The 25404-nt window shown below is 32.0% G+C and carries 29 protein-coding genes; 12 read left to right on the top strand and 17 right to left on the bottom strand.

The features are described from left to right. Positions 1–107 precede the first annotated feature (107 nt). Positions 108–686 (top strand): tetratricopeptide repeat protein, encoded by a 579-nt coding sequence (locus tag RH81_RS14520; protein WP_033961593.1) that lies wholly within the window; start codon positions 108–110, stop codon positions 684–686. Positions 687–699: 13 nt separating this feature from the next. Here the strand turns inward: RH81_RS14520 and RH81_RS14515 are convergent, their stop codons facing one another. After that, entirely contained in the window at positions 700–1644 is a 945-nt protein-coding gene (locus RH81_RS14515; protein WP_033961590.1) for a lytic transglycosylase domain-containing protein, read from the bottom strand. 39 nt (positions 1645–1683) lie between these two features. After that, complete coding sequence (locus RH81_RS14510) at positions 1684–2352, bottom strand: alpha/beta hydrolase (RefSeq protein ID WP_033961588.1); 669 nt, start codon at positions 2350–2352, stop codon at positions 1684–1686. 118 nt (positions 2353–2470) lie between these two features. Between RH81_RS14510 and RH81_RS14505 the strand changes: the two genes are divergently transcribed. After that, entirely contained in the window at positions 2471–2767 is a 297-nt protein-coding gene (locus tag RH81_RS14505; RefSeq protein WP_173424376.1) for a GNAT family N-acetyltransferase, read from the top strand. A 70-nt stretch (positions 2768–2837) separates the two neighbouring features. Here the strand turns inward: RH81_RS14505 and RH81_RS14500 are convergent, their stop codons facing one another. Further along, a complete protein-coding gene (locus tag RH81_RS14500) occupies positions 2838–3326 on the bottom strand; it encodes a hypothetical protein (protein WP_033961587.1) in 489 nt (162 codons plus the stop codon). Between the two features lie 69 nt (positions 3327–3395). Beyond that, on the bottom strand, positions 3396–4721 hold the full coding sequence (gene mtaB / locus RH81_RS14495) for a tRNA (N(6)-L-threonylcarbamoyladenosine(37)-C(2))-methylthiotransferase MtaB (RefSeq protein ID WP_033961586.1): 1326 nt from the start codon (positions 4719–4721) through the stop codon (positions 3396–3398). An 81-nt stretch (positions 4722–4802) separates the two neighbouring features. Between mtaB and RH81_RS14490 the strand changes: the two genes are divergently transcribed. After that, positions 4803–6437, top strand: coding sequence for an ABC transporter substrate-binding protein (locus RH81_RS14490; RefSeq protein ID WP_241478991.1), 1635 nt, complete (start codon positions 4803–4805; stop codon positions 6435–6437). Here RH81_RS14490 and RH81_RS14485 read toward each other — a convergent pair. The 4 genes from RH81_RS14485 to RH81_RS14470 all read right to left on the bottom strand — a co-directional run bounded on the left by RH81_RS14485 (position 6434) and on the right by RH81_RS14470 (position 9300). Further along, positions 6434–6781 (bottom strand): hypothetical protein, encoded by a 348-nt coding sequence (locus RH81_RS14485; protein WP_033961585.1) that lies wholly within the window; start codon positions 6779–6781, stop codon positions 6434–6436. The genes RH81_RS14490 and RH81_RS14485 overlap by 4 nt on opposite strands. A gap of 62 nt (positions 6782–6843) precedes the next feature. After that, positions 6844–7749, bottom strand: a complete 906-nt coding sequence (locus RH81_RS14480) for a TolB family protein (RefSeq protein WP_152604845.1) — start codon at positions 7747–7749, stop codon at positions 6844–6846. An 11-nt stretch (positions 7750–7760) separates the two neighbouring features. Then, the gene (locus tag RH81_RS14475) at positions 7761–8942 is read right to left on the bottom strand and encodes a GlmU family protein (protein WP_033961583.1); all 1182 of its coding nucleotides are present in this window, start codon (positions 8940–8942) and stop codon (positions 7761–7763) included. A gap of 106 nt (positions 8943–9048) precedes the next feature. Then, on the bottom strand, positions 9049–9300 hold the full coding sequence (locus tag RH81_RS14470; protein WP_033961582.1) for a type B 50S ribosomal protein L31: 252 nt from the start codon (positions 9298–9300) through the stop codon (positions 9049–9051). A 160-nt stretch (positions 9301–9460) separates the two neighbouring features. Here RH81_RS14470 and RH81_RS14465 point away from each other — a divergent pair, with 160 nt between their 5' ends. The 7 genes from RH81_RS14465 to RH81_RS14435 all read left to right on the top strand — a co-directional run bounded on the left by RH81_RS14465 (position 9461) and on the right by RH81_RS14435 (position 16430). Beyond that, entirely contained in the window at positions 9461–9979 is a 519-nt protein-coding gene (locus RH81_RS14465) for a DUF4199 domain-containing protein (protein WP_033961581.1), read from the top strand. A 55-nt stretch (positions 9980–10034) separates the two neighbouring features. After that, on the top strand, positions 10035–10982 hold the full coding sequence (locus RH81_RS14460) for a glycosyltransferase family 2 protein (RefSeq protein WP_033961576.1): 948 nt from the start codon (positions 10035–10037) through the stop codon (positions 10980–10982). 78 nt (positions 10983–11060) lie between these two features. Beyond that, a complete protein-coding gene (locus tag RH81_RS14455) occupies positions 11061–12791 on the top strand; it encodes a phospho-sugar mutase (RefSeq protein ID WP_033961573.1) in 1731 nt (576 codons plus the stop codon). Beyond that, positions 12791–14617 carry an ABC transporter ATP-binding protein gene (locus RH81_RS14450; protein ID WP_033961571.1) on the top strand — a complete coding sequence of 609 codons (1827 nt, stop codon included), beginning with the start codon at positions 12791–12793 and terminating at the stop codon, positions 14615–14617. Before RH81_RS14455 ends, RH81_RS14450 begins: the two co-directional genes overlap by 1 nt. Positions 14618–14904: 287 nt before the next feature. Next, complete coding sequence (locus RH81_RS14445) at positions 14905–15447, top strand: RNA polymerase sigma factor (protein WP_033961569.1); 543 nt, start codon at positions 14905–14907, stop codon at positions 15445–15447. Between the two features lie 30 nt (positions 15448–15477). Beyond that, positions 15478–15966, top strand: coding sequence for a hypothetical protein (locus RH81_RS14440; protein WP_033961567.1), 489 nt, complete (start codon positions 15478–15480; stop codon positions 15964–15966). A gap of 14 nt (positions 15967–15980) precedes the next feature. Continuing rightward, a complete protein-coding gene (locus tag RH81_RS14435) occupies positions 15981–16430 on the top strand; it encodes a Spy/CpxP family protein refolding chaperone (protein WP_033961566.1) in 450 nt (149 codons plus the stop codon). A gap of 38 nt (positions 16431–16468) precedes the next feature. On the opposite strand, the gene RH81_RS14430 is transcribed toward RH81_RS14435, so the two are convergent. From RH81_RS14430 to RH81_RS14390, 9 genes are all read right to left on the bottom strand, one after another. Further along, a complete protein-coding gene (locus RH81_RS14430) occupies positions 16469–17134 on the bottom strand; it encodes an SCO family protein (RefSeq protein ID WP_206539391.1) in 666 nt (221 codons plus the stop codon). After that, complete coding sequence (locus RH81_RS14425) at positions 17121–17690, bottom strand: toxin-antitoxin system YwqK family antitoxin (protein WP_241478990.1); 570 nt, start codon at positions 17688–17690, stop codon at positions 17121–17123. Before RH81_RS14425 ends, RH81_RS14430 begins: the two co-directional genes overlap by 14 nt. A 22-nt stretch (positions 17691–17712) precedes the next feature. Continuing rightward, a complete protein-coding gene (locus tag RH81_RS14420) occupies positions 17713–18825 on the bottom strand; it encodes a YHYH protein (RefSeq protein WP_081988345.1) in 1113 nt (370 codons plus the stop codon). Between the two features lie 293 nt (positions 18826–19118). After that, positions 19119–19718: a hypothetical protein gene (locus RH81_RS14415; protein ID WP_033961559.1), complete on the bottom strand. Its 600-nt coding sequence runs from the start codon at positions 19716–19718 to the stop codon at positions 19119–19121. Positions 19719–19720: 2 nt separating this feature from the next. Next, positions 19721–20719, bottom strand: coding sequence for a YHYH protein (locus RH81_RS14410; protein WP_081988343.1), 999 nt, complete (start codon positions 20717–20719; stop codon positions 19721–19723). Between the two features lie 158 nt (positions 20720–20877). Further along, positions 20878–21171 (bottom strand): EF-hand domain-containing protein, encoded by a 294-nt coding sequence (locus RH81_RS14405; protein WP_052172578.1) that lies wholly within the window; start codon positions 21169–21171, stop codon positions 20878–20880. 122 nt (positions 21172–21293) lie between these two features. Continuing rightward, positions 21294–21791 carry a Spy/CpxP family protein refolding chaperone gene (locus RH81_RS14400; protein WP_152604844.1) on the bottom strand — a complete coding sequence of 166 codons (498 nt, stop codon included), beginning with the start codon at positions 21789–21791 and terminating at the stop codon, positions 21294–21296. A gap of 3 nt (positions 21792–21794) precedes the next feature. Further along, positions 21795–22109 (bottom strand): hypothetical protein, encoded by a 315-nt coding sequence (locus tag RH81_RS14395; protein WP_033961555.1) that lies wholly within the window; start codon positions 22107–22109, stop codon positions 21795–21797. Positions 22110–22148: 39 nt separating this feature from the next. Continuing rightward, entirely contained in the window at positions 22149–22727 is a 579-nt protein-coding gene (locus RH81_RS14390) for an RNA polymerase sigma factor (RefSeq protein ID WP_033961554.1), read from the bottom strand. A 150-nt stretch (positions 22728–22877) separates the two neighbouring features. Between RH81_RS14390 and RH81_RS14385 the strand changes: the two genes are divergently transcribed. Both RH81_RS14385 and RH81_RS14380 read left to right on the top strand, forming a co-directional pair. Beyond that, positions 22878–24092, top strand: coding sequence for an RsmB/NOP family class I SAM-dependent RNA methyltransferase (locus RH81_RS14385; RefSeq protein ID WP_033961553.1), 1215 nt, complete (start codon positions 22878–22880; stop codon positions 24090–24092). A gap of 6 nt (positions 24093–24098) precedes the next feature. After that, on the top strand, positions 24099–25226 hold the full coding sequence (locus RH81_RS14380) for an endonuclease (protein WP_033961552.1): 1128 nt from the start codon (positions 24099–24101) through the stop codon (positions 25224–25226). Positions 25227–25404 lie beyond the last annotated feature (178 nt).

Below are 25404 nucleotides of genomic sequence, written 5' to 3'. Positions count from 1 at the left end.
AAAACTGCGTGCAAATATACAAAGAGTTTTTAGTTTGCCAAATGTAATATTAAAAATATTTACAATTGTTTTTATTAACTTTGCTGCCTAAATTTTAAATTCTAAAAATGTTCAACAAAAACATAAAACTAGTAATTGCTTTTTTAATTATAGCCTTCGCTATATATCAGTTCACAGAAGGTTATATTGGTAATGGTATCATGTATATATTTTTATCACTCGTTTTTATATTTCTATACTTTAAAAACGAATTTATTCTTTTGGCATTTTTAAAATTAAGAAAACAAGATTTCGAAGGTGCAAAAAGCTGGTTGAACAAGATTAAAAACCCTTCAGGTGCTTTGGTAAAGAAGCAAGAAGGTTATTATAATTATCTTCATGGTGTTATGGTAGCTCAAACGGATATGAATTCTGCTGAAAAATATTTCAAGAAAGCTATTGATCTTGGGTTATCTATGGATCATGATGTTGCCATGGCAAAATTGAATTTAGCTGGAATTGCATTTAGTAAGCGTCGTCCTCAAGAAGCACAGAAATTATTGGCTGAAGCTCAAAAACTTGACAAACGTGATATGCTGGCAGATCAAATAAAGATGTTTAAGCAGCAAATGAAAAAGACTGCTATCCCAAAACAGCATTATGGTCAACCAACGTCGTCTAGACAAAATAAAAAAAGTAGACGTTAGTACTATTATTTAATTAATTATAGTAGCCATCTTTAGGGATTTCTAAGCTATACTTTTTTCCCGATTTGTTATTAAGGTGAGGTTCTCTCAACCAAGGGTTATGGAGTTTTAGTATTTTATAGTTTATACCAAAACCTTTTGCAAACTTAGAAAAGTTGGTTACTGCAGTATCCACTTCAACCTTATACGTGGGCACCGAAGTATATAAATCGCCTTCACTAAAGTTGAAACCATACTTATTAGGGTGATTTAATATTTCTTTTAAAGCTACAATTCTGAATAAATACCGTCCAGTTTCTTCTCCTAATAATAAATCGTAGTAACCCGTTACATTTTGTTCTTTTAAACGTCTAGACACTCCAGCATTACCAGCATTATATGCTGCTGCAGCCAAAGTCCAAGAACCCAATTTCTTTTTTGCCTTAAGTAAATATTGACATGCTACTTCAGTTGACATTTCTAAGTGGTAACGTTCATCAACATTACTATTAATTTCTAATCCGTTTTCTTTACCTGTTGTTTTCATGATTTGCCAAACACCCCTTGCTCCAGCAGGTGACACAGCATTTGTTAGTCCGCTTTCAATAACCGCTAAATATTTAAAATCGTCTGGAATACCATTCTTTTTTAAAATAGGTTCTATGATTGGGAAATATTTTGCTGCACGTTTGAACATTAATAACCCATTAGATTGCCAGTAGGTATTTACCAATAATTCCCTGTCCATTCGCTCTAAAATATCTGGATTATTTAATGGCAAAGCTTCTCCCGAAAAATCTAAAGATTCTGGAACAGACAATGCATACACATTATAACTATTAACAGATTTAGAATCCTTGATGGTACTAAATTTATCTGAGACTTGTGTTTCAGATGGCGCTTTCTGCATTGCGAAAATGAACAATCCAGACACAACAATTAAGCCTATGGTCGATAATAAATTTTTAATCGTCTTCATATTACTTTTTTTATAAATGTATAAAATATTATAGTGGCTTTAAGCCTCATCCAAGATTAGTTTTGGCAAATTTTCGTTAAACCATTTATACTTATTCATGATCATGATATGCGTTCCACCTTTAATAACAATGCAATTGCCTACGCAAGAGTGCGGGAAAATAGCATCTTTATCTCCATGAATATAAACAGCTTGTGAATTGGGTAAGTCTTCATCCCATTCAATAACATTTTCAATTGCCCAATCTAAATACTGTTTATCACTCACAGAAAGGTATTTTTTGTATAATTCTACTCGTTTAGTAACTGTTTCTCCAAATGCATATTTAGCCAGAAAATCCATATTACTTACTAATTGCGTTGGCAATATTTTATAGGCCTTAGTTAACTTCATGAGTTTCATTCGTTTTGGTAGTTCATGTTTTGACTTTACACTAGACACTACAAAAAGTTTTCTAAGCTTCATGAACTTACTCATTTCCTGAACGAGTATCCCTCCAAAAGAAACACCTAATAAAACGATATTATCATGTTCTATGTTAGCAATCATTCGTTTAGCATAAGATTCAAGAGATTCCTTTTTATTAGGTATCATCCATTCTAGCCAATGTATTTCAAATTGGTCCTCAGGAAATTTGATATGCTCAAAAATTGTAGGGTTTGCTGCCATTCCTGGCATAAGGTAAACATGTATGATCTCTTGATGCATAAGTATTTAAAAATCAGTTATTTTTAGTTTCTGTGATATTTTTCGTAAATTTGCATTACAAAACTATATAAATCTATAGTTTCTACCCTACCAACCATTGAATTAAATACAAATTACTATGATTGATGCAGCAGAACTGACTGACAACGACTTTTTACGTCAATTTGAACTTAAGGTAGAGGATAAACTTGCCAAAATTGAATACGCTCTCCAAGATCGGAAAATTTTCTTAACAAAACTTATTATTCCAGATTCAATTCAATCTGAAGATTTTGAAGAAGAGTTTTTGACTTTAGTATTTGAAAATATTGCAGAACGTAATATTAGTGTAGTGCCAACAAGTCCAGAAATTGCAAAATTTATAAGGAGACATCGAAAATACAAAAAGATGTTACCTGTTGGAATTAGAATCTAATTTCTATGATAAAAATTCATAAAAAAACCGAAGCAAATGCTTCGGTTTTTTTTATTATATAATTTAAATACTAGTAATCTACAACAAGAGATCCAGAATCCATAGTAATAAATACTTCTTCTTGAGCTTGTTCATCATATCCAGCAAACGTTCCTGAGAAATTCACTTCTAATCGAGAACCATTGTTTACAGTAGTTACCGAAGTGAAATTTGTACCAGTCTGCCAAGCTGAATAGTTAATACCGTCTTTCTGATAAGTAAAATCAAAAACATTGTTTGCTCCTGTAGTACCTACAAAAGTATAAAATGTAATAATACGTTGAGTACTTCCTCCAATTGTTGCTGTAACATCAAGTTCTGTTCCTCCTCCATCATCAGTAAATGTATACGTATCTACAATTATAGAATTAAAAGCTACTAATTGACCATCTATCGTTACAGATAATGTTTGGATATTCATACCATCGTCTCCATCGTCTCCACCATCATCATCACTACCACAAGAAAGTGTCATTACTGATACCGCTACAACGAATACGCTTAAAAAAAATTTTTTCATGTCTAATTATTATTTTGTTATTCGGCAAATATAACATAAGAAAATTACTACGCAATTATGGAACAATTATTATTGTACAACTTTATTTACAAACTCAAATCGCACCAATCCATCATCATCAATCTGCTTAAGCTCAATGTCTTGAAGAGTGTTGACTAATTCAGGATTCCAAGGTGCTTTTACCTTTACATAGTTTTCAGTAAACCCATGAATATACCCTTCTTTATTTTCACCTTCAAAGAGCACAGTACGTTTACTCCCTAATTGCTGTTCGTAAAAAGCTCTTCGCTTTTTAGCCGATAATCCTCGTAACATTTTACTGCGTTTTGCACGTACCTTTTTAGGAATAACTCCATCTAGGGAAGCTGCTACTGTATTATCACGTTCAGAATAAGTAAATACATGCAAATACGAAATGTCTAATTCGTTTAGAAAGTTATATGTTTCTAAAAATAATTCATCTGTTTCTCCAGGGAAGCCAACAATAACATCAACTCCAATACACGCATGAGGCATTGTTTGTCTGATTTTAGTGATGCGATCAACATACAATTCTTTCATATAACGACGACGCATCAATTTAAGAATAACATTACTTCCGCTTTGCAAAGGAATATGAAAATGAGGTACAAATGACTTACTCTTTGACACAAACTCTATCGTTTCATTTTTAAGAAGATTAGGTTCTATTGATGAAATTCGTAATCGCTCAATACCTTCTACATCATCAAGAGCCACAACCAATTCATAAAAAGTATGCTCATGTTTTTTATTACCAAATTCACCTTTACCATAATCTCCAATATTAACTCCCGTTAATACAATTTCCTTTATGTTTTTTGCAGAAATCTCTTTAGCATTTTGAAGCACATTTTCTAAAGTATCACTTCTTGAAATCCCTCTAGCTAATGGAATTGTACAATACGTACATTTATAATCGCATCCATCCTGAACTTTTAAAAAGGCTCTTGTGCGATCTCCAAAAGAATAACTACCAACATAAAAATCGGCATCTTGAATTTCACAACTATGCACTTCTCCCATGTCATTTTTTGTAAGATCATTAAGGTAGCTAGTGATATTAAACTTTTCCGTTGCTCCTAAGACTAAATCCACACCATCAACATCTGCCAACTCTTGAGGTTTTAATTGCGCATAACATCCAACAGCTGCAACAAAGGCATCCGGATTGACTTTTTGCGCTTGCTTCACTATTGTTTTAAAGCGCTTGTCTGCGTTTTCTGTTACAGAACATGTGTTGATTACATAAATATCTGCTATCTCCTTAAAATCTACGCGTTCAAATCCTTCCGAAGAAAAATTTCGTGCAATTGTAGAGGTTTCAGAAAAGTTGAGTTTACAACCTAAAGTATAAAATGCGACTTTTTTATTCATATCTCAGTTAGTATTTCCGTTAGCACAGAAATCTATTTATATTTACTCGTTCCTATTTTAGAGTGGGCAAATTTACAATTAATGAACAATATCCTAAAACCTGAGTCAAGCAAATATTCATTTTCAATGATGATTTTAAGTGTTTTTGCTGTTTTATTGCTCGTTTCGTGTGTAAATGAGTCCAATTCTGATAAAAAACACCTTGTTTTTAAATATAATGAACATAAAAACATTGGATCACTAGATCCAGCATTCGCAAAAGACAATGCAGATATTTGGGCAATCAATCAGTTGTTTAACGGGTTAGTTCAAATGGATGAAAATTTAAATGTACAACCATGTATTGCAACGGATTGGACTATTTCTGAAGATGCACTTACCTACTCTTTTACACTTCGGAATGATGTACAGTTTCATAACCATGAGTTATTTGGTACAGATTCTACCAGAATCGTTAAAGCCAGTGATTTTGTTTATAGTTTTAATCGTTTACTTGATAAGAAAATAGCATCGCCAGGAAGTTGGACACTGAATAAAGTAGAAGATTTCAAAGCTGTAAATGATACCTTATTTCAAATTCGCTTAAAGCAAGCATTTCCGGCATTTCTCGGACTCTTAACTATGAAATATTGCTCAGTAGTTCCAAAGGAAATTGTTGAGCATTACAGTACTGATTTTAGATCGCATCCCATAGGAACAGGCCCTTTTAAACTAAAACGTTGGGAAGAAAATCTTAAACTAGTATTCAGAAAGAATAATTTCTACTTTGAGACGGATTCTAAGGGAGAGCAATTACCATATTTAGAAGCTGTAGCCATTACCTTTTTGCCAGACAAGCAAAGTGAATTTTTACAATTTGCTCAAGGCAATATTGATTTCGTTTCTGGTTTAGATGCATCATACAAGGATGAAATATTAACTGCAAGTGGGAATCTAAGGCCTTTATATGAAAACGATGTCAATATGATTCGTGGCCCATATCTAAACACAGAATATCTTGCATTTTTTATGGAATCTGATTTACCAGAATTGCAATCTGATATTCTTAGAAAAGCAATTAATTATGGATTTGATCGTCAAAAAATGATGACCTATTTACGAAATGGTATTGGTATTCCTGCTAATGGAGGCTTTATTCCAAAAGGTTTACCTGGTTATGACGACTCTATAGGTTTTAGTTTTCAACCTGAAAAAGCAAAACAATTGGTCCAGCAATTTAAAACTGAAACTGGTATTGCAAGTCCTGAAATTACAATAACTACAACCAGTAACTATTTAAGCTTTTGCGAGTATATTCAAAGAGAACTACAGAAAATTGGTATTGTGGTAAATATAGATGTCATTCCTCCAGCAACGTTAAAAGACGCTAAGGCCAATGGCAAATTAGATATGTTTAGAGCGAGTTGGGTCGCAGATTATCCTGATGCAGAAAATTATTTGTCTTTGTATTATAGTAAGAATTTCGCGCCTAACGGTCCAAATTACACCCATTTTAAAAGCGAATTATTTGACCAATGGTATGAAGACGCATTTACTATTACAGATACAAAAGAACGTGAATTACTGTACACTAAAATGGACAGTTTAGTTATGGCTAAAACACCTGTTGTTCCTTTGTTTTATGATGAAGTCGTTCGCTTCACGAGAAAGAGTGTCTCTGGATTAGGTATCAATCCAATCAACTTATTAGATTTAAAAAGAGTAAAGAAAAACTAGTTCTCCTCTTCTAATTCTTCAGTGTTTTTACCAATATCTTGAATTTCATTACTATCTAATGGAACCACTGTGTTTTTCCAATTTTTCTTTAAAAGATAATAGAATATATAAACAGTTCCTAAACTAAAAGGAATGGCAACAAAAGTCATTAGTAAATTATTATCCCAATCGATTCCTAAACTAACAAACTCGTCAGTAACAGCTAAAATGATTCCGCCAATAAACGCACCTAAGTAGTAACTTAAGGCTCCAAGAATTCCAAACAGCCATTTATTTTGATTATGCTGTTCGGCCAACTTGTAAAATTGCTTTCCTATTAATACAATTAGAATAATTCCTAACATAATGATTTTATTTTAATGATTAGTTAATGGATTTATGCGCAATTAAAAGCTAGACAACAAATCTAATCCAAAGTAAAATAATAAATATCATCTTCTCCTTTACCACCTTCTCGATTGGAAGTAAAATATCCTGATTTCCCATCTGCTAAAAGTTCAAAACACATATCATCAGCTTCACTATTAAATGGTGCAGGCATTAATTCTGGCACACCATAATTGCCATCAGGTCCTATTTCTGCTTTGTACAAATCTAAACCTCCAATACCCTTTGCACGATCTGAAGAAAAGTAAAGTGTGTTATCTGAGCTTAAGTATGGAAACATTTCTTTTCTTGGAGAGTTTAATTTTACGCCAAGGTTTTCAGGTTTCCCATATTTGTTGTTTCCAAGAATTTTTACTCTAAAAATATCAGTTGGTCCTTTAGCACTTGGAATATTTGATGTGAAATATAAATATTGTCCATCAGGACTTACAGATGGATGACCATAAGAATAGCGTTGGTCACAAAAATGGAGTGGTTTAAATTTTATATATCCTTTTCCTTCAACATACTCTCCTCTTTCTATTCTAAGATTTCTAGTTTTATCATCGTATTTGTAGACATCTCCTCTCTTTTTTTCATTAGTGGTAACGTACATATACTTACCATCTTTACTAAAACCAGCAGTAGAACTATTAAATACAAAACGATCTGAAGACTTAAATTCTTTAGTGTTAATGATGTCACCATTTTCAGTCATTTCACCATGATATAATGTGAAAATTTGTTGATTACCACTATTTCGTTCAACAGTACCAAAACTACTGACCTTATAACGTGAATAATACACAACATTATCTTTAACATTCACCACACCATATTGGCTTAGCTCATCATTAAGGGAAATGTTTTTTAAGGTATATGTTTCGTTTTGGGAACTAGCGGAAGTTGTAATTACTAAAGCTAGTATAAGTAGGTGAGTTTTCATTATATTTAAGTTTATTCGTCTTTTTTTCGCCACTGTTTGGTCTCCTCAAAAACATGTTCAAGAATCGCTTTTTCTATATCTGAAAATTGAATATCTCTTCGCTTCATAACCACTTCGGCAACTTCAAACGCTTTTTTAGTGAGATAAGTAGTGAATCCAGAATTTCCTCCCCAACTAAAACTAGGCACAAAATTTCTTGGAAAACCACTTCCAAATATATTAGCACTTACTCCAACAACTGTACCAGTATTAAACATTGTATTGATACCACATTTACTGTGATCTCCTATCATTAGTCCACAAAACTGCAATCCAGTTCTAGCAAATCCCTGCGTCTCATAATTCCAAAGACGAACTTCAGCATAATTATTTTTCAAGTTAGAATTATTAGTGTCTGCGCCAAGATTACACCATTCTCCTATCACTGAATTCCCTAAAAAGCCATCATGACCTTTATTAGAGTACCCAAATAATACAGAATTGTTCACCTCTCCTCCAACTTTACTATGTGGTCCAACAGTCGTTGGTCCATAAATTTTAGCTCCTAACTTAAGTGTTGCATGTTCGCAAAGTGCAAAAGGACCTCTAACTAAGCTTCCTTCCATAACTTCGGCATCTTTACCAATATAAATTGGCCCAGAACTTGCATTTAATGTCGCAAACTCAAGTTTAGCACCTTCTTCAATAAAAATATTTTGAGCATTAATACAATTGTTAGAATCTGGAATAGGTTGTGATTTACGATCATGCGTTAATAATTCAAAATCTTCTTGAATAGCGTCACCATTTTTTGAAAAAATATCCCAAGTATGTTCAATTTTAATTAGATCTGCATCATATTCGATAGCTTCATATGAATCAAAATCAACTTCATCCTGCGTATCTTTAGAAAAGAAGGCAATCACATCTTCATCCTTGAAGATGGCTTGATTTTCTCCAAGATTTTTTACCATAATCACCAATTCTTTGCTAGGTAAATATGACGCATTAATCATTACATTAGAATCCATTTCAACCATTGGAAATTTTTCAGAAAGATACTCTTCCGTTAAAGTAGTTGTGGTAAATCCTAAATGCTTTTCCCACTTTTCTCTAATGGTTAAAATACCAACTCTTATTTCTGCTACTGGTCTAGTGAATGTAAAAGGCAATAAATTATTACGTGAAGGACCATCAAAAAGAATGTAGTTCATGACTATGTTTGAAATTATTGGTTATTTCAAATGTAAAGCAATTGTAGGTAACAAAAAAGCCTTCGGGATAAATCCTGAAGGCTTCATATATAAAATTGTAAAACGCTTATTTCTTAAATTTAGCGTATTTGTTTTTGAACTTATCAATTCGACCAGCTGTATCTACTAATTTAGATTTACCAGTGTAAAATGGATGAGATGTTCTTGAAATTTCTAATTTTACCAATGGGTATTCAGTACCATCAACTTCAAGAGTTTCACTAGTATCTGCTGTTGACTTTGTTAAAAACACGTCTTCATTTGACATATCTTTAAACGCTACAAGTCTATAATTCTCTGGATGTATTCCTTTTTTCATCTCTTTATTCTTTAAAATCCTTACTATTTTGGAGGTGCAAATTTAAGTAATTTTTGTAAATTACCAATAAATTATTTCTTTTTTTATTTATCAAACATTTGTAACAAATTTAAACAAGAATATACTAACTAAACATATTAACTAATTAATTAACTCAATTATGGAAACAGAAAAGATTTCAACAGGAAAATTTGCAATGAATTACGGTATCATTTTAGGTGTTGTAATGATTGTATTAAATGTAATAAGTTATGTCACAGGACAGGCTATGGAAGGTGCTCAATGGCCTTCTGTAACATATTATATTCTTTTCCCAATAGTGATCATGTATGCAATAAGCAAGTACAAAAAATATAACGCTAATGTATTAACAGTTGGAAGCGCAATTAAACTAGGTGTTGTTATTGGTGTAATAAGTGCAATAATTTATATCCTTTATGGACTTCTTTTTAATTTTGTTATTGATCCAGAATTCCTTCCACAACTAATGGAAGTTACAGCTGAAAAAATGATAGAAGGGAATCCTGATATGCCACAAGCACAAATTGATCAAAGTATGAAATTCATGGAAGCGATGTTTAATCCATTCATTGGATCTGCATTCTGGATAGCTATGAGCGCAATATTTGGTTTGATCTGGTCATTAATTGGTGGATTAGTAATGAAAAGTAACTCGTAACTAGAGCTTAAAAAAAATCAGTACTTTTGAATATTAAACTATTTAAAATTGTTGAATGAATATATCAGTAGTCATACCACTACTTAACGAACAAGACTCTTTAAAAGAACTATACGATTGGATTGCAAAAGTCATGCAGTCCAATCGTTTTTCGTATGAAATCATTTTTATAGATGATGGCAGCACTGATGATTCTTGGTTAACTATTATGCAACTTTCTCAAATGGATGAGAATGTTAAAGGCATTCGATTTCTTAAGAATTTCGGAAAATCACAAGCCTTACATGCAGGTTTCTCTAAAGCACAAGGTGATGTTGTAATAACTATGGATGCCGACTTGCAAGACAATCCTGATGAAATCCCTGAGCTTTACAATATGATTATTGTTGAGAAATACGATTTGGTTTCTGGATGGAAGAAAAAACGATATGATTCTATAATATCTAAAAATATACCTTCAAAATTATTTAATTGGGCAGCCAGAAGAACTTCAGGCGTCAAACTAAATGACTTTAATTGTGGTTTAAAAGCTTACGATAATAAAGTAGTTAAGAACATAGAAGTAAGTGGTGAAATGCATCGTTATATTCCTGTCCTTGCAAAAAATGCTGGTTTTACGAATATTGGAGAAAAAGTAGTGAAGCATCAGGCAAGAAAATATGGAGAAACAAAATTTGGAATGGACCGTTTTATAAATGGCTTTTTAGATTTAATAACCATATGGTTTATTTCACGTTTTGGAAAACGTCCTATGCATCTCTTTGGTGCTTTAGGAGTTTTAATGTTTGGTATTGGTTTAGCTTTTTCAATTTATCTTGGTATTGATAAGCTTTTCTTAAATCCTTCTGGAAGATTAATTACACAACGACCTCAGTTTTATATTGCCATGTCAACTATGATAATTGGCACACAATTTTTTGTTGCTGGATTTTTAGGAGAAATAATTTTAAGAACCAAAGAAAACAAACAACGCTACCTCATAAAACAAGAATTAAACCTATAAACTTGAGTTCAAAATAAACATCAAGTTTACAAATAACACATTGTGAAATACTTACTTTTACAGCATACTTTTTAAATCATGAAATATATTGAATCTCAACTTTTAGAACGCGTAAACACTTGGCTAACACCTGCTTTCGACAAAGAAACCAAAGATTATATAAAAAATTTAATTGCAAACGACACCAAAGAACTTACGGAGAGTTTTTACAAAAATCTTGAATTTGGAACTGGTGGAATGCGAGGTGTAATGGGAATTGGGACTAATCGTATTAATAAATTTACCCTTGGTAAAAACACCCAAGGTTTAAGTAATTATTTAAAGCAATCTTTTCCTGGCGAAGATCTAAAAGTAGCCATAGCATTTGATTGCAGACATAACAGTAAATCATTAGCTAAAGTTGTTGCTGATGTGTTTTCTGCTAACGGAATTAAAGTGTTTCTTTTTGAAGACTTACGTCCTACTCCAGAATTATCATTCACATTAAAACATTTAAATTGTCATAGTGGAATTGTTTTAACTGCATCTCATAATCCACCAGAATACAACGGTTATAAAGTATACTGGCAAGATGGTGGGCAATTAGTACCACCTCAAGATGCTGAGATTATTGCAGAGATTAATCGTTTGGACTATTCTGAAATCAAGTTTGAAGCTAATGAGAATCTAATTGAATATATAGGAAAAGATGTAGATGATATTTTTATTAATGAATCTATAAAAAACGGAAGCTTTAACACATCTACTGAAGCTAAAGAAAATTTAAATATCGTTTTCACTTCTTTACACGGAACGTCTATTACGTCCATTCCAGAAACACTAAAACGCGCTGGTTACACTAATGTAAACATTGTTGAAGAACAACGCGAACCTAACGGAGATTTCCCAACAGTTAAATCACCAAACCCAGAAGAGCCTGAAGCACTAAAAATGGCTGTTGAACTAGCTACAAAGGTTGATGGCGATATTGTAATTGGTACTGATCCAGATTGCGATCGATTAGGTGTTGTGGTTAGAAATCTTGAAGGTGAACTAGTAATACTTAATGGTAATCAAACCATGTTGCTAATGACCAATTTTCTATTAAAACAATGGAAAAACAATAATAAAATTAATGGCAATCAATTTGTTGGTTCTACAATTGTATCAACACCTATGATGTCTGTTCTTGCAAATTCTTACAATGTAGATTGTAAAATTGGTTTAACTGGTTTTAAATGGATTGCTAAGATGATTGAAGATTTCTCTACTATGGATTTTATTGGTGGTGGAGAAGAAAGTTTTGGCTTTATGGTTGGTGATTTTGTTAGAGATAAAGATGCTGTCACTTCTACTCTTCTTGCTTGTGAGATTGCAGCGCAAGCTAAAGACAAAGGCATTTCAGTATACAAAGAATTAATAGAGCTCTACCTAGAACATGGTTTTTACAAAGAACGTTTAGTTGCTATAACTAAAAAAGGAATTGAAGGTGCACAGGAAATCAAACAAATGATGGTTGATGCTCGTGAAAATCCGTTACAAGAAGTAAATGGCTCTAAGGTGATTCGAATTGAAGATTATCAACTATCAATTGTAAAAGATTTTAGTACTGGAAAAGAAACAACAATCGATATACCTAAATCTAATGTTTTAATTTACTATACCGAAGACGGAAGTAAAATTGCTTTACGTCCAAGTGGTACAGAACCTAAAATTAAGTTCTACATCAGTGTAAATACAACATTAGACAATGTGTCAGCATTTAATGTTACGGAACAAAAATTGGAAGCTAGAATTGACGCTATCCTTAGGGATATGAAATTAAATTAATGAATTATATAAAGAAACTTTCTCGATTTTTACTTCCGTATAAGCGATATGCTATTCTAAACATCATATGCAATGTTTTTTATGCTTTGTTTAGCACTTTAGCAATGTTATCGCTTATGCCAATGATTAATGTATTATTTGGAGAAAGCAAAAAAGTACACATTAAACCGTCTTACGAAGAAATTGGAAGTGCAAAAGACTATGCAGAAACATATCTAAATTATCTAGTAACAAGCACCACAGAACTTCATGGTCCGCAACGTGCATTACTATACATGATTGTTTTAATTATTGGCATGTTCTTATTAAAGAATATTTTTAATTATCTGGCACTTTTCTTCATTACCTTTTTAAGAAATGGGATACTCAAAGATATTAGAAACGAGGTTTACGATAAAGTAATTACACTCCCTATTTCATATTATTCTGAAAAGCGTAAAGGTGATATTATTGCTCGTATTTCGGGTGATGTTAGCGAGGTAAAAAGTTCCATGTTATCTGTTTTAGAATTGATTGTAAAAGAGCCTTTAACGATACTTTTTTCAATAATAACGATGTTTCTACTATCAACTAAACTAACCATTTTTGTTTTTATTTTTATTCCTATAGCTGGATTTATTATTTCAAGAATTGGAAAAAGTTTAAAGCGAAAATCAGAACGCGTACAACGAGAACAAGGTGTGTTTTTATCTACTCTAGAAGAAACTCTTGGAGGCTTAAAAGTGATTAAAGGTTTTAATTCTGAAGAACGTTTCAATGGAAAGTTTCAAGAGTCTACGGGTCGGTTTTTTAGGTTTTCAAACACATTGACTCATCGTCAGAATTTAGCATCACCAATCAGTGAAGTTTTAGGAATTGCCACAATTGCTTGTCTTTTATGGTATGGTGGAAACATGGTTATGGTTGAACAAACCTTATCTGGAGGTGCATTTATTGGATATATGGCTTTAGCTTATCAAATTTTGACACCTGCAAAAGCGATTAGTAAAGCAAGTTATAAAGTTAAAGCAGGAAATGCTGCAGCTGATCGTATTTTAGAAATTTTAGAAACTAATAGTCCTTTAAAAGATAAAGAAGGTGCAATTGAAAAAATAGATTTTAATTCAGCAATAGAAATAAATGATGTATCCTTCAAATATGAAGACGATTTAGTATTGAAAAACTTCAGTATTAAAGTTCCTAAAGGAAAGACGGTAGCATTGGTTGGACAATCTGGTAGTGGTAAATCTACAATTGCCAATCTCGTAACACGTTTCTATGATGTAAATAAAGGGAATATCTCAATAGATGGTGTTGACATTAGAGAAATGACAAAACATTCTGTACGAGGATTAATGGGATTAGTAACTCAAGATTCTATATTATTTAATGATTCGATTAGAAATAATATACTCATTGGTAAACAAGATGCTTCTGATGAAGACATTATAGTCGCTTTAAAAATTGCAAATGCCTGGGAATTTGTAAAAGATTTAAAAGACGGATTAGATTCTAATATAGGAGATTCTGGCGGCAAACTTTCTGGTGGACAAAAGCAACGATTAAGTATTGCCAGAGCAGTATTGAAAAACCCTCCTATCATGATATTGGATGAAGCAACTTCGGCTTTAGACACTGAAAGTGAACGAATAGTTCAAGTCGCTCTTGAGAATATGATGAAAAATAGAACGTCTATTGTCATAGCGCACAGACTCTCAACCATTCAAAATGCAGATGAGATAGTTGTCATGCAAAAAGGAGAAATTGCAGAACAAGGAACTCATAATGAACTTATAGCTAAAAATGGTGTTTACAAGAAATTGGTAGACATGCAAAGCTTCGAATAAACAATCTAATATCTTATTAAATAAGAAAAGGACGAAACATAAGTTTCGTCCTTTTCAGTTCTATTACCAGATTTGGGGACACCGGTAATATGTAATAAGTAGGTTAAGCTGAAGCAAACATATAATAAATAAGTGGTACAAACAAGAAAAATATGCATTTCATCGTATTTTATAAACACTTTATCGATGATAATACATTCAACTAATTGATTGCGAGAGTTTTAACAAAAAAATTATTTTTCATTAAACTTTCACTATTTTCATGAGTCTAAAGAAAAAATGAGTTTTTGAAAGAAGAACAAGACTTTATCCAGCGTTTAATCTCCAAAGAAACCAAAGAAGCTGCCTTTAAAGAGTTATTACAGCTTTATAAGGAGCGATTGTATTGGCATATTCGTCATATCGTAAAGTCTCACGATGATGCAGATGACGTACTTCAGAATACATTTATTAAAGTTTATAAAAGTATCCATAACTTTAAAGGCGATAGCAAATTGTATTCTTGGATGTATCGTATTGCAACGAATGAGTCCATTACACATATTAATAAGAATTCGAAGCGAATGCAGTTATCTTCGGAAGAACATCAAAATCTAGCGATTAATAATTTAAAAGCTGATGTTTATTTTGAAAGTGATGATATAAAAATAAAATTACAAAAAGCTATAGCAACATTACCAGACAAACAACAATTGGTATTTAATATGAAGTATTTTGAAGATATCAAATATAAAGATATGTCTGAAATTTTGGATACAAGTGAAGGTGCATTAAAAGCTTCTTATCATATTGCTGTAAAGAAAATAGAAGCATTTTTAACTCAAGATTAAACCAATTAAAGACTTAAGAGTCTTAAAGTTATGAAACAGAAAAAATTAGATACTATCAAAACTTCAGGATTTAAAACTCCTAAAGATTACTTTTCTCAAGTGGAAGAGCAAATTCTTAATGAAGTGAACTTGATAAACAAGGCTGATCAATCTGGTTTTGAAATTCCTGAAGATTACTTTGACACGTTAGACGATAAGATATTAAGTCAGTTAGAAGATGACAAACCAGTTATCGCTTTAAAGCCAAGACAAAGCTTTTATTACATTGCAGGAATTGCAGCATCGTTACTTTTATTATTTGCCATTTATATTAATCAAGAAACTACTGAAGAAATTTCTGCAGAAATGGTTGAGAATTATTTCCAAGATAGTGATTTAGACAGCTATGAATTGGCTCAGTTATTATCTGATGCCGAATTATTAGAAGATGATTTTGTAATTACCGAAACGGAATACAACGAAGAAAATTTAGAAGCGTATCTTCTTGACAACTCAGATATAGAACAACTATTACAATAAAACACACATTTGATATGAAACAAGTACTACCAATATTAATACTACTTATAAGCATTTCAGCATTTGCACAGCCAGATGGAAAAATGAAAGAGCGCATCAAGGCACAAAAAATAGCTTTCATCACTGAAAAATTAAATCTTTCTACAGATGAAGCTGAAAAATTTTGGCCAGTTTACAATGAATTTGAAGCAGCTACAGAAAAAGTAAGAAATCAAGGTAGAGATATTAAAAGACAAATGCGCACAAATCCAGACATGTCAGCTGCAGAAGCAGATGCTCTTTTAGATAAATTCACAAAAGCTGAAAGCGATATGCACGTAGCAAAAATTAAATTGGTAAATGATTTAAAAGAAGTCATTCCTTCCATTAAAATTATAAAACTTAAGGCAGCTGAAGACTCATTTAACAGAAAGCTTTTAGAACGTCTTAAAGAATATAGAGAGAAAAAAGGAAATCGAAATTAATTTAATAAGAATTTGATTTCAATTTAACAAAAAACCAATCAATCTTCTAATTGCAATGTTTTCACATCTGCAATTAGTTGTTGTACAGACATTTTATTTAGTCCGTTATAAATTCCGCGTATATGTCTATTGTTATCAATGAGAACAAAGTTTTCAGTATGTAAAAAGTCATCTTCTGTTTTATAAACACCCAAGTCTTCTTCAGCAAAATAAGCTTGTCTTCCTAAATCGTAAATTTGCTTTCTATCACCTGTTACCAAATGCCATTTACTATCTATAACACCTTTATTTTCGGCATAACGTTTTAAAATCGGTATAGAATCGGTTTCAGGAGTAACCGAATGTGATAAGAGTAAGACATCATTGTCTTCAAGAAATGCTTCTTGCAAAACCTTCATATTTGCAGTCATTTTAGGACAAATACCAGGACATGTAGTAAAGAAAAAATCAGCAATATAGATTTTATCTTTAAACGTTTCTTCTGTGACTTCTTCCCCTAATTGATTGACCAAGTTAAACTTTGGTATTCTATGAATTATATCAGCTTCTTCACTATTTGCATCTAACCAATGAGGCATAAAAGTAGCTTCCTTATAAAAAGGTAATTCTGCTACTCTACTCGTTTTCTTTATTGTTGAGTTCTCAATGCAACTCACGAAAAACAAGACTAATCCAATAACTAGTATCTGTTTAATATTGTACATTCTCATCTTCTAATTGATAACATAAACTCGCACGTTTTAATCCAAAAATTCGTCCGTTTTTTGCCTCGTAGTTATTATAAATTTTTCCGTTTTCTCGCCAAGCTCTTTGTAAACCTTCTTCTTGTCCGTTTATAATGGTCATTTCTTTGAATTTTATTCCAGATTTATACCATTGCTTTTGAATTCCGTTAACAATCCCATCCTTATAGTTGGCTTCAGTACGTAAATTTCCGTTTTTCCACCACGACCTTGAATTACTAACTTGAAGTCCGTTTTCATAATGAGCCTCGAAACTCAAAGCTCCATTTGGAAACCATTTTTGGTATACTCCATGGCGTTTTCCATTTGCATATTGAATAGATTCTGATTTTAAAGCATCTCTATAAAATCTAACAGAAGTTCCATTAAAGGGTTGATTTTGATAATACATCAACCCTAAATTGGATTTCAACTCTAACTCATTCTTGTTGATTATTATATTGTTTATAGAACTTTTAGTCACTTCAGCATAAGCCATAGTTTTCTGTTCTTCTTTTTGACAAGAAGAAATAAACAACAGACCTATTAAAAAGACTGTTTTACTGAATATTGCTTGGAGTTCCTTGATAATTGCCTGGGAATAAAATATAATATTGATTTAAATATAATTCGTTTTGAATGTGATAGTGATACTCTGAAGCACCTTCACTATGTTGCGTCGCACTTGTATGACCTCCAGATGCGTCTAAATCTGTTGGATAGTCGTTTGTTGAGTTACATTTTCTTCCATAAATAAAAAATCCGTCAGCAATAATTCCAATTAATGCATCATCATCATTAGACCAAGCTTTTGGTTCTAAATGATAGTGATAACTTTGTGGACCTGTATGAGCAGCAGTATAATCAAATGATCCAATAGTATTATTATCTAAAGGCATATTTGGTCCTTCTTGATCATTATAAATATTAGCTCCAGAAATAGCAATTCCTATGGCTCCTAATCCGGTTGCTGAAGAATTGGCTGCTAAATCTGGTGCTGCTAATACCGTTAACGAATATGAACCATTAAAATCATCAATATTTCCTGGTGCCATAAATTGATAAGAAGTTGCTGTTGGCTCCACAAACAATGGATGATTAACCGTTGTGTCAGTATTTGTACATATTTCTCCTCCCATTGGAGGTGTTGCACATCTTTCGGTAGTATTTGACCAATAAGGTGATGTATGATTTGCCATTCCGTTAGTTTCAATAATTACATTAGAACCACTCAGAATGATGTCTGTATTGTCTGTATCAAATTCTGCAAAAGCTAAATGTAAAGCAGGTGCTGTTCCTTCTGTTGAAAAACTAAAAGATGCTGAAGAACTTCCTTCATTACCATCATTGGCTACAACTGTTCCTGAGTAACTAGAAGAAGACGTTAACCCTGTTAAATCTAAAGTTAATACGGTTAATCCAATAGCTATTTCAGAGCCTTGCAAAGTAATTGTATAAGTTACAGTATCTCCATCTGGATCTGTAGCATCTGTCCAATTTAAAGCAGCCGTTGTTTCTGTGATTAAGTCTACACTTGCAGTAAAGCTTGATGGTGCCTGGTTTGTTGTTCCACCATCTCCATCATCACTTCCTGAATCATCACCACCACTACACGCATAAAATGCGGTAGTCACTGAAACTATTAAAGCTAGAATTTTTAAATAATTTTTCATTCAATTTATGTCTTAATTAGTTAATGTTATACTATTAGATGTGCTTTTAAAGAAAAACTTGCTGTAGCAAGTTGTTTTTTTTAAAGGAAGCATTACATTAGATCTTTTAACAGCAAGTATTGGTGCTTTTTATTTCTTCATCTATCAAATAACCAACATCGTTAAAATGTATATTAGAAAGTAATTGGGAAGCGTTAGGCTTGCCGTGGAAAGCATTTAACCTATGATTGATTTTTCTCGTGAATATTTAGCGGTATTGAGCAAAAAGCTATAAGAAATGGTAAGTGCAAGTTTTAATTTCGTTTTGCAATTAGCTTTTTGCCAATTAGAAAAATTGGTATTAAAGCAAAACACCACAAATAATTTTTATTAAATGTAGCCGAATTAACTACCATCAAATGATCTTTAAATCGCACTGAAGCTGAATAATTGTTGTTTTTATTTAATATCACCTTACTAGTGTTTCCTTTTAATAACAATGAAAAAACAGTTTGATGATGTTCATTTTCAATAAAAGCTTCTATTTTGACAAATAGATTTTCAAATGTTTTTGGTAATCCTGAGACAATAAATTTTGCATCCGTTTGATGCTTTCCAAGTTTCAATCCGCCTTCTAATAACTTTATCGCTTGTCCATTAATATCTAAATGAAAATTTTCCTTGAGATAATTTACTGCCAATTGTTTGTATTCAGTAGTAGATAATTCTTTGAAATCTATTTTTGAATACTGCTTTTTTAAAGCTTCATTCAAACCATTCTGACTTAAATTTATGTTTAGAATATTGATATTTTCCTTAACTTCAAGATAGTACATGGCTGACAAGGGATTATGAGCTTGTATAGTTTGAATTGAAACTATTACAATCAATAAGAAAATAATTACCCTTTTCATCTTTATTGAAATGTAAAACTATTGATTGCTGCAACACCCTTTAAGCATTTTGGTACGTTTGGTGCTTCAGTGTTACTAGCAACATAGTGATAAACTCCATCTGGAAATTCTGAAGTATTAGCCGTGATTCCTCCACATTCATCTAAGCCAGAAGGTTCAACTTCATAGGCATAAATTGGAAAACCATCTTTTGCGAAACCAATTAATTTACTACTAGAAACTTGGGTAACTAATGTACACGTCACATCAGTTATTCCATTAGATTCTAAAACTTGATTCATGGTTTCCGCAACAAAATGCCAATGATAATATCCTGCAGGATCATGATGACCACCACAAGGATCTATTGCAGGTATATTACCTACTCCTAGCATTGGACCATTAACCACAGAAGGTGGATCACCATTAATAGGCACACCGTCTATTGAAACACCAATTAGCTCCACAGAATCTATAATATTATTGTTTGTTGCTAACACTGGTTCTGCAGGTATTAAAAAAGTTAATAGTAAATTATTATCTGGTGCTGCTTCTAGACAATAAGAATAACCACCTGGATTTGGAGGACCAGTAAAATCGTCAATATTTATGATACCACTATTGTTTACTATATCATAACCATCTGCTTCCATGGCGTTAAATAAGCTTGCTTTCATAACCTGAAACCCTGGATTAGTTGCGCCATCATAAATCCCTACACCACCAATATCATTAATTGTTACCGGACAAAAAGGCCCATTATCAATTGGATTACTGGAAAAAACTAATTGATAACAATCTCCTGTTGAGCCATCTTCGAGCGTACAATCTACTTTTTCATAAGAAATTAATGATGTTGAATTAAAAAAGGATTCTTGTATTAACGTTTCACTTAGATCATCGTTATCGTCGTTTGTGTTGCTATCATCATTACTATTGCATGCCATTAGTGACAGCATAAATAAAAACATTATGAAACCAAATGCATTTGGGATCTTTAATATTGCTTTATTTGTTTTCATATGTGTGTTTTTAATTACTAATTTTCCTTGTTTTCATCTTAAAAAATACTACTAAAATAAGAATACCTAATAGAATATATACTAATATAAAAGAAAAAGCTTCGTAATCTCTCACGAAGCTTTTTACAGTAACTAACTAATCAAATCAAAATTTCATTTTATCCCTTTTCTTTTCGTTCTCCTTTTTTGGGTTTAGGAGCTTTTTCAAATTCCTTTTCAGTAATAAACCCATCCTCATCTGTATCAACTTTTGCGAAAACTTCTTTTAATGGTCCTTTTACTTCCTCTTTAGAGAGTTTGCCATCTTCATTGGCATCCATATCTTTTAATAATTGTTTAAAAGTTGGCGGCTTTTTTCGATCTCCTCTATTTCCAGGTTGTCCAAATGAATTGAATGACATAAATAATGTCATCCCAAAAACTAATACTGCTTTAATCATGTTATTTTTCATTTTTAAATTATTTCTTTGTTATATATTTTTAGATACTATTGGCTAGAAAAACTTGTCCTTGCTTTTGTTAAAAAAAGCACAAAAAAAAAGCTCTTGAAAATTAAGAGCCTTTTAAAATTTAATTAATGTCTTGGAGGTGGTCGATCACCTTTTCTTCTTTCATCTCGAGGCAATGAATTCATATTATTAGGCCCTCTTCTATGACGAGCATCTTTTACAATGCGTTCGTACTTTGCTTTTTGTTTTTCATTACATAACTCATAAATACTTCGTAATCTATGAAACAACTCCTTCTCTTTTAATATTTCCTTTTCAGAAATTGAAAGTATTAAGCTGTCAATTGTTGATTGATTCACTATTGGTGCTGTAATTTTTTCAAACAAATCATCTTTAAGTAATTTTATATCCTCACCAATAGCTTCCATATTATGATGATGTTTAGCTTCAAGGTTATTAAATTGTTGCAATTGATTTTCATTAAAATTCAATTCTTTTACAATAAAACTCCCAGATTCTTTTGGTCCTTTATGATCTGGTCTCCCTAAATAATTGAATAAGAAAAAACCATTCATTATAATTAACACTAAAAGTAATATGTATAATATTGTATTTTTCTTCATGACTTAATTTAATAAAGAGGTTTCTGTACTAGTCGACAATCCATAAGACTCAGCAAACTGACTTACATTTTCATTATAAGTTGATTCTTGTAATTTCGTAATGGCAAATACATTTAAGACAACCACACTAGCTAAAGTCGCTAATTGTAATTTAGGTGAAAACCATGTAAAAACTCTTTGTTGCTCTTCTAGCTTTTCAGAAAACATACGCTGTAAGGTTTTGTCCTTAAAAAAAGGAGATGCCTGTACAGCTTTGATATGGTTAACACTATCAAAAATAGTGTCTATCTCGTTTTGTATGTTATTATTTGTTTTCATATTCATCTCTTTAGATGTTATTTTTTTATAAAACTTGCGTTATTTATCATTTTTATAAAAATTCTCTAATGTCTTTTGCAGATTTTTCTTTGCTCTAAACATTAAGGATTCTACAGATGACAAACTTTTTTCTGTAATATCACTTACTTCTTGATAACTTTTGCCATCAACTTTATGCATTGTAAATACCAGTCTTTGCGCTTCAGGTAATTCATTGATTGCTAAAAAAAGAATTTCACTTTTTTCTTTGTTCTCAAGAATGATTCCTGGATGGTTCATTTCGGTAAAATAGTTGGATCTATCAATTTCAAAACCTTCTCCCGAAAGCGACTGTAAAAAGGCAAAACGCTTTTTGGTGTTGCGCTTTCTTATAAATTCTAAACATTTGTTGGTGGTTATTCGATAAATCCAGGTCGAAAGTTTCGATTGCCCTTTAAATTTAGAAATCGAATTAAATACTTCAACAAAAACCTCTTGAGCTATATCTTCTGCATCTTCTTTATTTGGCACAAAAGATAAGCAAGTCGCAAATACTTTATGCTGAAAATCATCAAGCAGCCTACTATAAGAAGTTCTGCTCTTGCTCTTTAATTCCTCTATAAATTCACTTTCTGTCAAATAATAGCTAAATTTTACTACGTTAAATTTAGATGTGTTTTTAAATAAAAACTTGCGTTCCTAATTATTTATTTTCAAAAGATAACACTTTCCCATAAACACTTCAATATCTCAACTTTTAATGTACCTTTGCATGCCTAATTTTTTATAATGCGTTTACACAGAAATTTATGCTTTGCCGTTATTGATGGATTAACTTTAATCTTCAATGAAGGAAAATATGCAGATAAAGTCATTCAACAACTTCTTAAACGTGATAAACGTTGGGGAAGTCGCGATCGCGGATTTGTTGCAGAAACGACCTATGACATCGTTAGATGGAAACGTTTGTACTCAGAAATTGCTGAAGTAAAAGCGCCTTATGACAGAGAAAATCTATGGCGAATTTTTGCAGTCTGGGCAACATTACGCGGTATCAAATTACCAGATTGGAAATATTTTGAATCTACACCTACTCGGAAAATCAAAGGGCGTTTTGACGAATTATCTAAAACTAGAGTATTTAAAGAATCTATAGCAGATTGGATGGATGAACTTGGAGTTAAAGAACTTGGAGAATCTGTTTGGTCAAAAGAAATTGCTGCTTTAAATGTTCAAGCAGATGTTATTTTAAGAGTAAACACCTTAAATACAACTAAAGAAAAATTACAATCCGAACTCTTTGATCTTGGCTTCGATACTGAATTTATTAAAGATCATCCTAGCGCCTTAAGATTAAAAGAACGTGCTAATGTCTTTCAGACAGAGGCATTTAAAAAGGGTTACTTTGAAGTTCAAGATGCTTCATCTCAACTAGTTGCAGAATTTTTAGATGTTAAACCTGGAATGAGAGTTGTTGATACTTGTGCAGGTGCTGGTGGAAAAGCTTTACACTTAGCTGCTCTTATGGAAAACAAAGGTCAGGTTATTGCATTAGATATTTATGGTAATAAGCTTAATGAATTAAAACGAAGAGCTAAACGTAATGGAGCCTTTAATGTAGAAACACGAGCTATTGAATCTACTAAGGTTGTCAAAAAACTTTATGACAAAGCAGATCGCGTTTTAATTGATGCGCCTTGTTCAGGACTAGGTGTTTTGAGAAGAAATCCTGGTGCTAAATGGAAATTACAACCTGAATTCATTGAAAATATAATAAAAACACAACAAGAGATTTTACAACAATATTCTCGCATAGTTAAAGCGGGCGGTAAATTAGTTTATGCCACTTGTTCTGTATTACCTTCTGAAAACAGAAGACAAGTTGACACTTTTTTAACATCAGAACAAGGAAAAGACTTTACCTTTATAAAAGAAAAAAACGTTTTTGCTCACAAATCTGGATTTGACGGATTCTATATGGCATTGCTAGAAAAGAAAAAATAATCATCTATGAAACATCTTTACTTTATAATAGGACTATTAGTAGTCACAACTGCTTCAGCGCAAATTCCAACAGGTTACTATGATTCTGCAACAGGGTCTGGCTACGCATTAAAAACGGAATTAAAAAGAATAATTGATAATGTAAATGATGGACTAAGTCCTGAATACTTATCTATAAATCTTAGTTATAGTGCTTTGTATCAAACTTATGAGTTGTCAGATGTTGATGTCTATTTTGAAAATAATGGAACGCTATTAGATATCTATTCTGAAAACCCTGCAGGTTCAGATTCTTATGAATACACTTATGGATCTTCTCAACAAGATGATGGAACAATGGGAACTGCTGAAGGACAACGTTTCAATAGAGAACATATAATTCCTCAAGCCGTTTTTGATAGCGATACTCCTATGAGAAATGATGCTCATTTTGTAGTACCATCTGATAAGTACGTAAATGCACAAAGAGACAACTTTCCTTTTGGAGTTGTTGAAAATGCTACTTTAACTACTTCAAATGGATCAAAAAAAGGAAATAATTTAAACTCTGGCTATTCAGCTGGATATACTAATACTGTTTTTGAACCAATAGATGAGTTTAAAGGAGATATAGCTAGAATGTATTTCTATTTTGTTACGAGATACGAAGACAGCATGACTAGTTTTGATCAATACGATATGTTTGATGGCTCTAGCGACAAATGTTTTGACGATACTTTTTTAAATATTTTATATACTTGGCATACAAATGATCCTGTTTCACAACGTGAAATTGACAGGAACAATAATATTGATGGTATTGGGGCAACTACCAGACAAAGAAACAGAAATCCATTTATTGACAATCCTAACTTTGTTTTTGATATCTGGCAAAATGCGCTTTCTGTTGAAGAATTTCAAACTGCAGAAGCTTTTAAAGTGTATCCAAATCCAGTAAACAATGTGCTACACATCGAACTTCAATATGCAAAGCAAACACAGGTAGAGATTTATAATGTTTTAGGAAAACTTGTTATTTCTAAAACCATAAACAATTCAGAAACAATACAAACTGAAAGTTTATCTGATGGCATGTACATATTACGTTTAACACAAGATAATACTACAATAAGCAAAAAATTAATTAAGAATTAATTTTTAAATATTTAGTTTACAAAACACAACTAGAGATGTACATCAATACTCTCTCATTAATAAATCTAGTGAAAAACTAGTTTATGCTGCGTGCTCTGTATTACCGTCTGAAAACAGAAAACAAGTTGACATTTTTTTAACATTAGAAGTTGGAAAAGAATTTATCTTTGTAAACGAA

It is taken from the genome of Psychroserpens jangbogonensis (assembly GCF_000797465.1).
Lineage (GTDB): Bacteria > Bacteroidota > Bacteroidia > Flavobacteriales > Flavobacteriaceae > Psychroserpens > Psychroserpens jangbogonensis.
Note: the sequence above shows the minus strand (reverse complement) of the source record. Positions and strands in the feature narration are given on the sequence as shown.

Coding starts and splice junctions, on each gene's coding strand:
- RH81_RS14520 (WP_033961593.1), top strand. CDS start 108: ATGTTCAACAAAAACATAAAACTAGTAATTGCTTTTTTAATTATAGCC.
- RH81_RS14515 (WP_033961590.1), bottom strand. CDS start 1,644: ATGAAGACGATTAAAAATTTATTATCGACCATAGGCTTAATTGTTGTG.
- RH81_RS14510 (WP_033961588.1), bottom strand. CDS start 2,352: ATGCATCAAGAGATCATACATGTTTACCTTATGCCAGGAATGGCAGCA.
- RH81_RS14505 (WP_173424376.1), top strand. CDS start 2,471: ATGATTGATGCAGCAGAACTGACTGACAACGACTTTTTACGTCAATTT.
- RH81_RS14500 (WP_033961587.1), bottom strand. CDS start 3,326: ATGAAAAAATTTTTTTTAAGCGTATTCGTTGTAGCGGTATCAGTAATG.
- mtaB (WP_033961586.1), bottom strand. CDS start 4,721: ATGAATAAAAAAGTCGCATTTTATACTTTAGGTTGTAAACTCAACTTT.
- RH81_RS14490 (WP_241478991.1), top strand. CDS start 4,803: ATGAACAATATCCTAAAACCTGAGTCAAGCAAATATTCATTTTCAATG.
- RH81_RS14485 (WP_033961585.1), bottom strand. CDS start 6,781: ATGTTAGGAATTATTCTAATTGTATTAATAGGAAAGCAATTTTACAAG.
- RH81_RS14480 (WP_152604845.1), bottom strand. CDS start 7,749: ATGAAAACTCACCTACTTATACTAGCTTTAGTAATTACAACTTCCGCT.
- RH81_RS14475 (WP_033961583.1), bottom strand. CDS start 8,942: ATGAACTACATTCTTTTTGATGGTCCTTCACGTAATAATTTATTGCCT.
- RH81_RS14470 (WP_033961582.1), bottom strand. CDS start 9,300: ATGAAAAAAGGAATACATCCAGAGAATTATAGACTTGTAGCGTTTAAA.
- RH81_RS14465 (WP_033961581.1), top strand. CDS start 9,461: ATGGAAACAGAAAAGATTTCAACAGGAAAATTTGCAATGAATTACGGT.
- RH81_RS14460 (WP_033961576.1), top strand. CDS start 10,035: ATGAATATATCAGTAGTCATACCACTACTTAACGAACAAGACTCTTTA.
- RH81_RS14455 (WP_033961573.1), top strand. CDS start 11,061: ATGAAATATATTGAATCTCAACTTTTAGAACGCGTAAACACTTGGCTA.
- RH81_RS14450 (WP_033961571.1), top strand. CDS start 12,791: ATGAATTATATAAAGAAACTTTCTCGATTTTTACTTCCGTATAAGCGA.
- RH81_RS14440 (WP_033961567.1), top strand. CDS start 15,478: ATGAAACAGAAAAAATTAGATACTATCAAAACTTCAGGATTTAAAACT.
- RH81_RS14435 (WP_033961566.1), top strand. CDS start 15,981: ATGAAACAAGTACTACCAATATTAATACTACTTATAAGCATTTCAGCA.
- RH81_RS14430 (WP_206539391.1), bottom strand. CDS start 17,134: ATGTACAATATTAAACAGATACTAGTTATTGGATTAGTCTTGTTTTTC.
- RH81_RS14420 (WP_081988345.1), bottom strand. CDS start 18,825: ATGAAAAATTATTTAAAAATTCTAGCTTTAATAGTTTCAGTGACTACC.
- RH81_RS14415 (WP_033961559.1), bottom strand. CDS start 19,718: ATGAAAAGGGTAATTATTTTCTTATTGATTGTAATAGTTTCAATTCAA.
- RH81_RS14410 (WP_081988343.1), bottom strand. CDS start 20,719: ATGAAAACAAATAAAGCAATATTAAAGATCCCAAATGCATTTGGTTTC.
- RH81_RS14405 (WP_052172578.1), bottom strand. CDS start 21,171: ATGAAAAATAACATGATTAAAGCAGTATTAGTTTTTGGGATGACATTA.
- RH81_RS14400 (WP_152604844.1), bottom strand. CDS start 21,791: ATGAAGAAAAATACAATATTATACATATTACTTTTAGTGTTAATTATA.
- RH81_RS14395 (WP_033961555.1), bottom strand. CDS start 22,109: ATGAAAACAAATAATAACATACAAAACGAGATAGACACTATTTTTGAT.
- RH81_RS14385 (WP_033961553.1), top strand. CDS start 22,878: ATGCGTTTACACAGAAATTTATGCTTTGCCGTTATTGATGGATTAACT.
- RH81_RS14380 (WP_033961552.1), top strand. CDS start 24,099: ATGAAACATCTTTACTTTATAATAGGACTATTAGTAGTCACAACTGCT.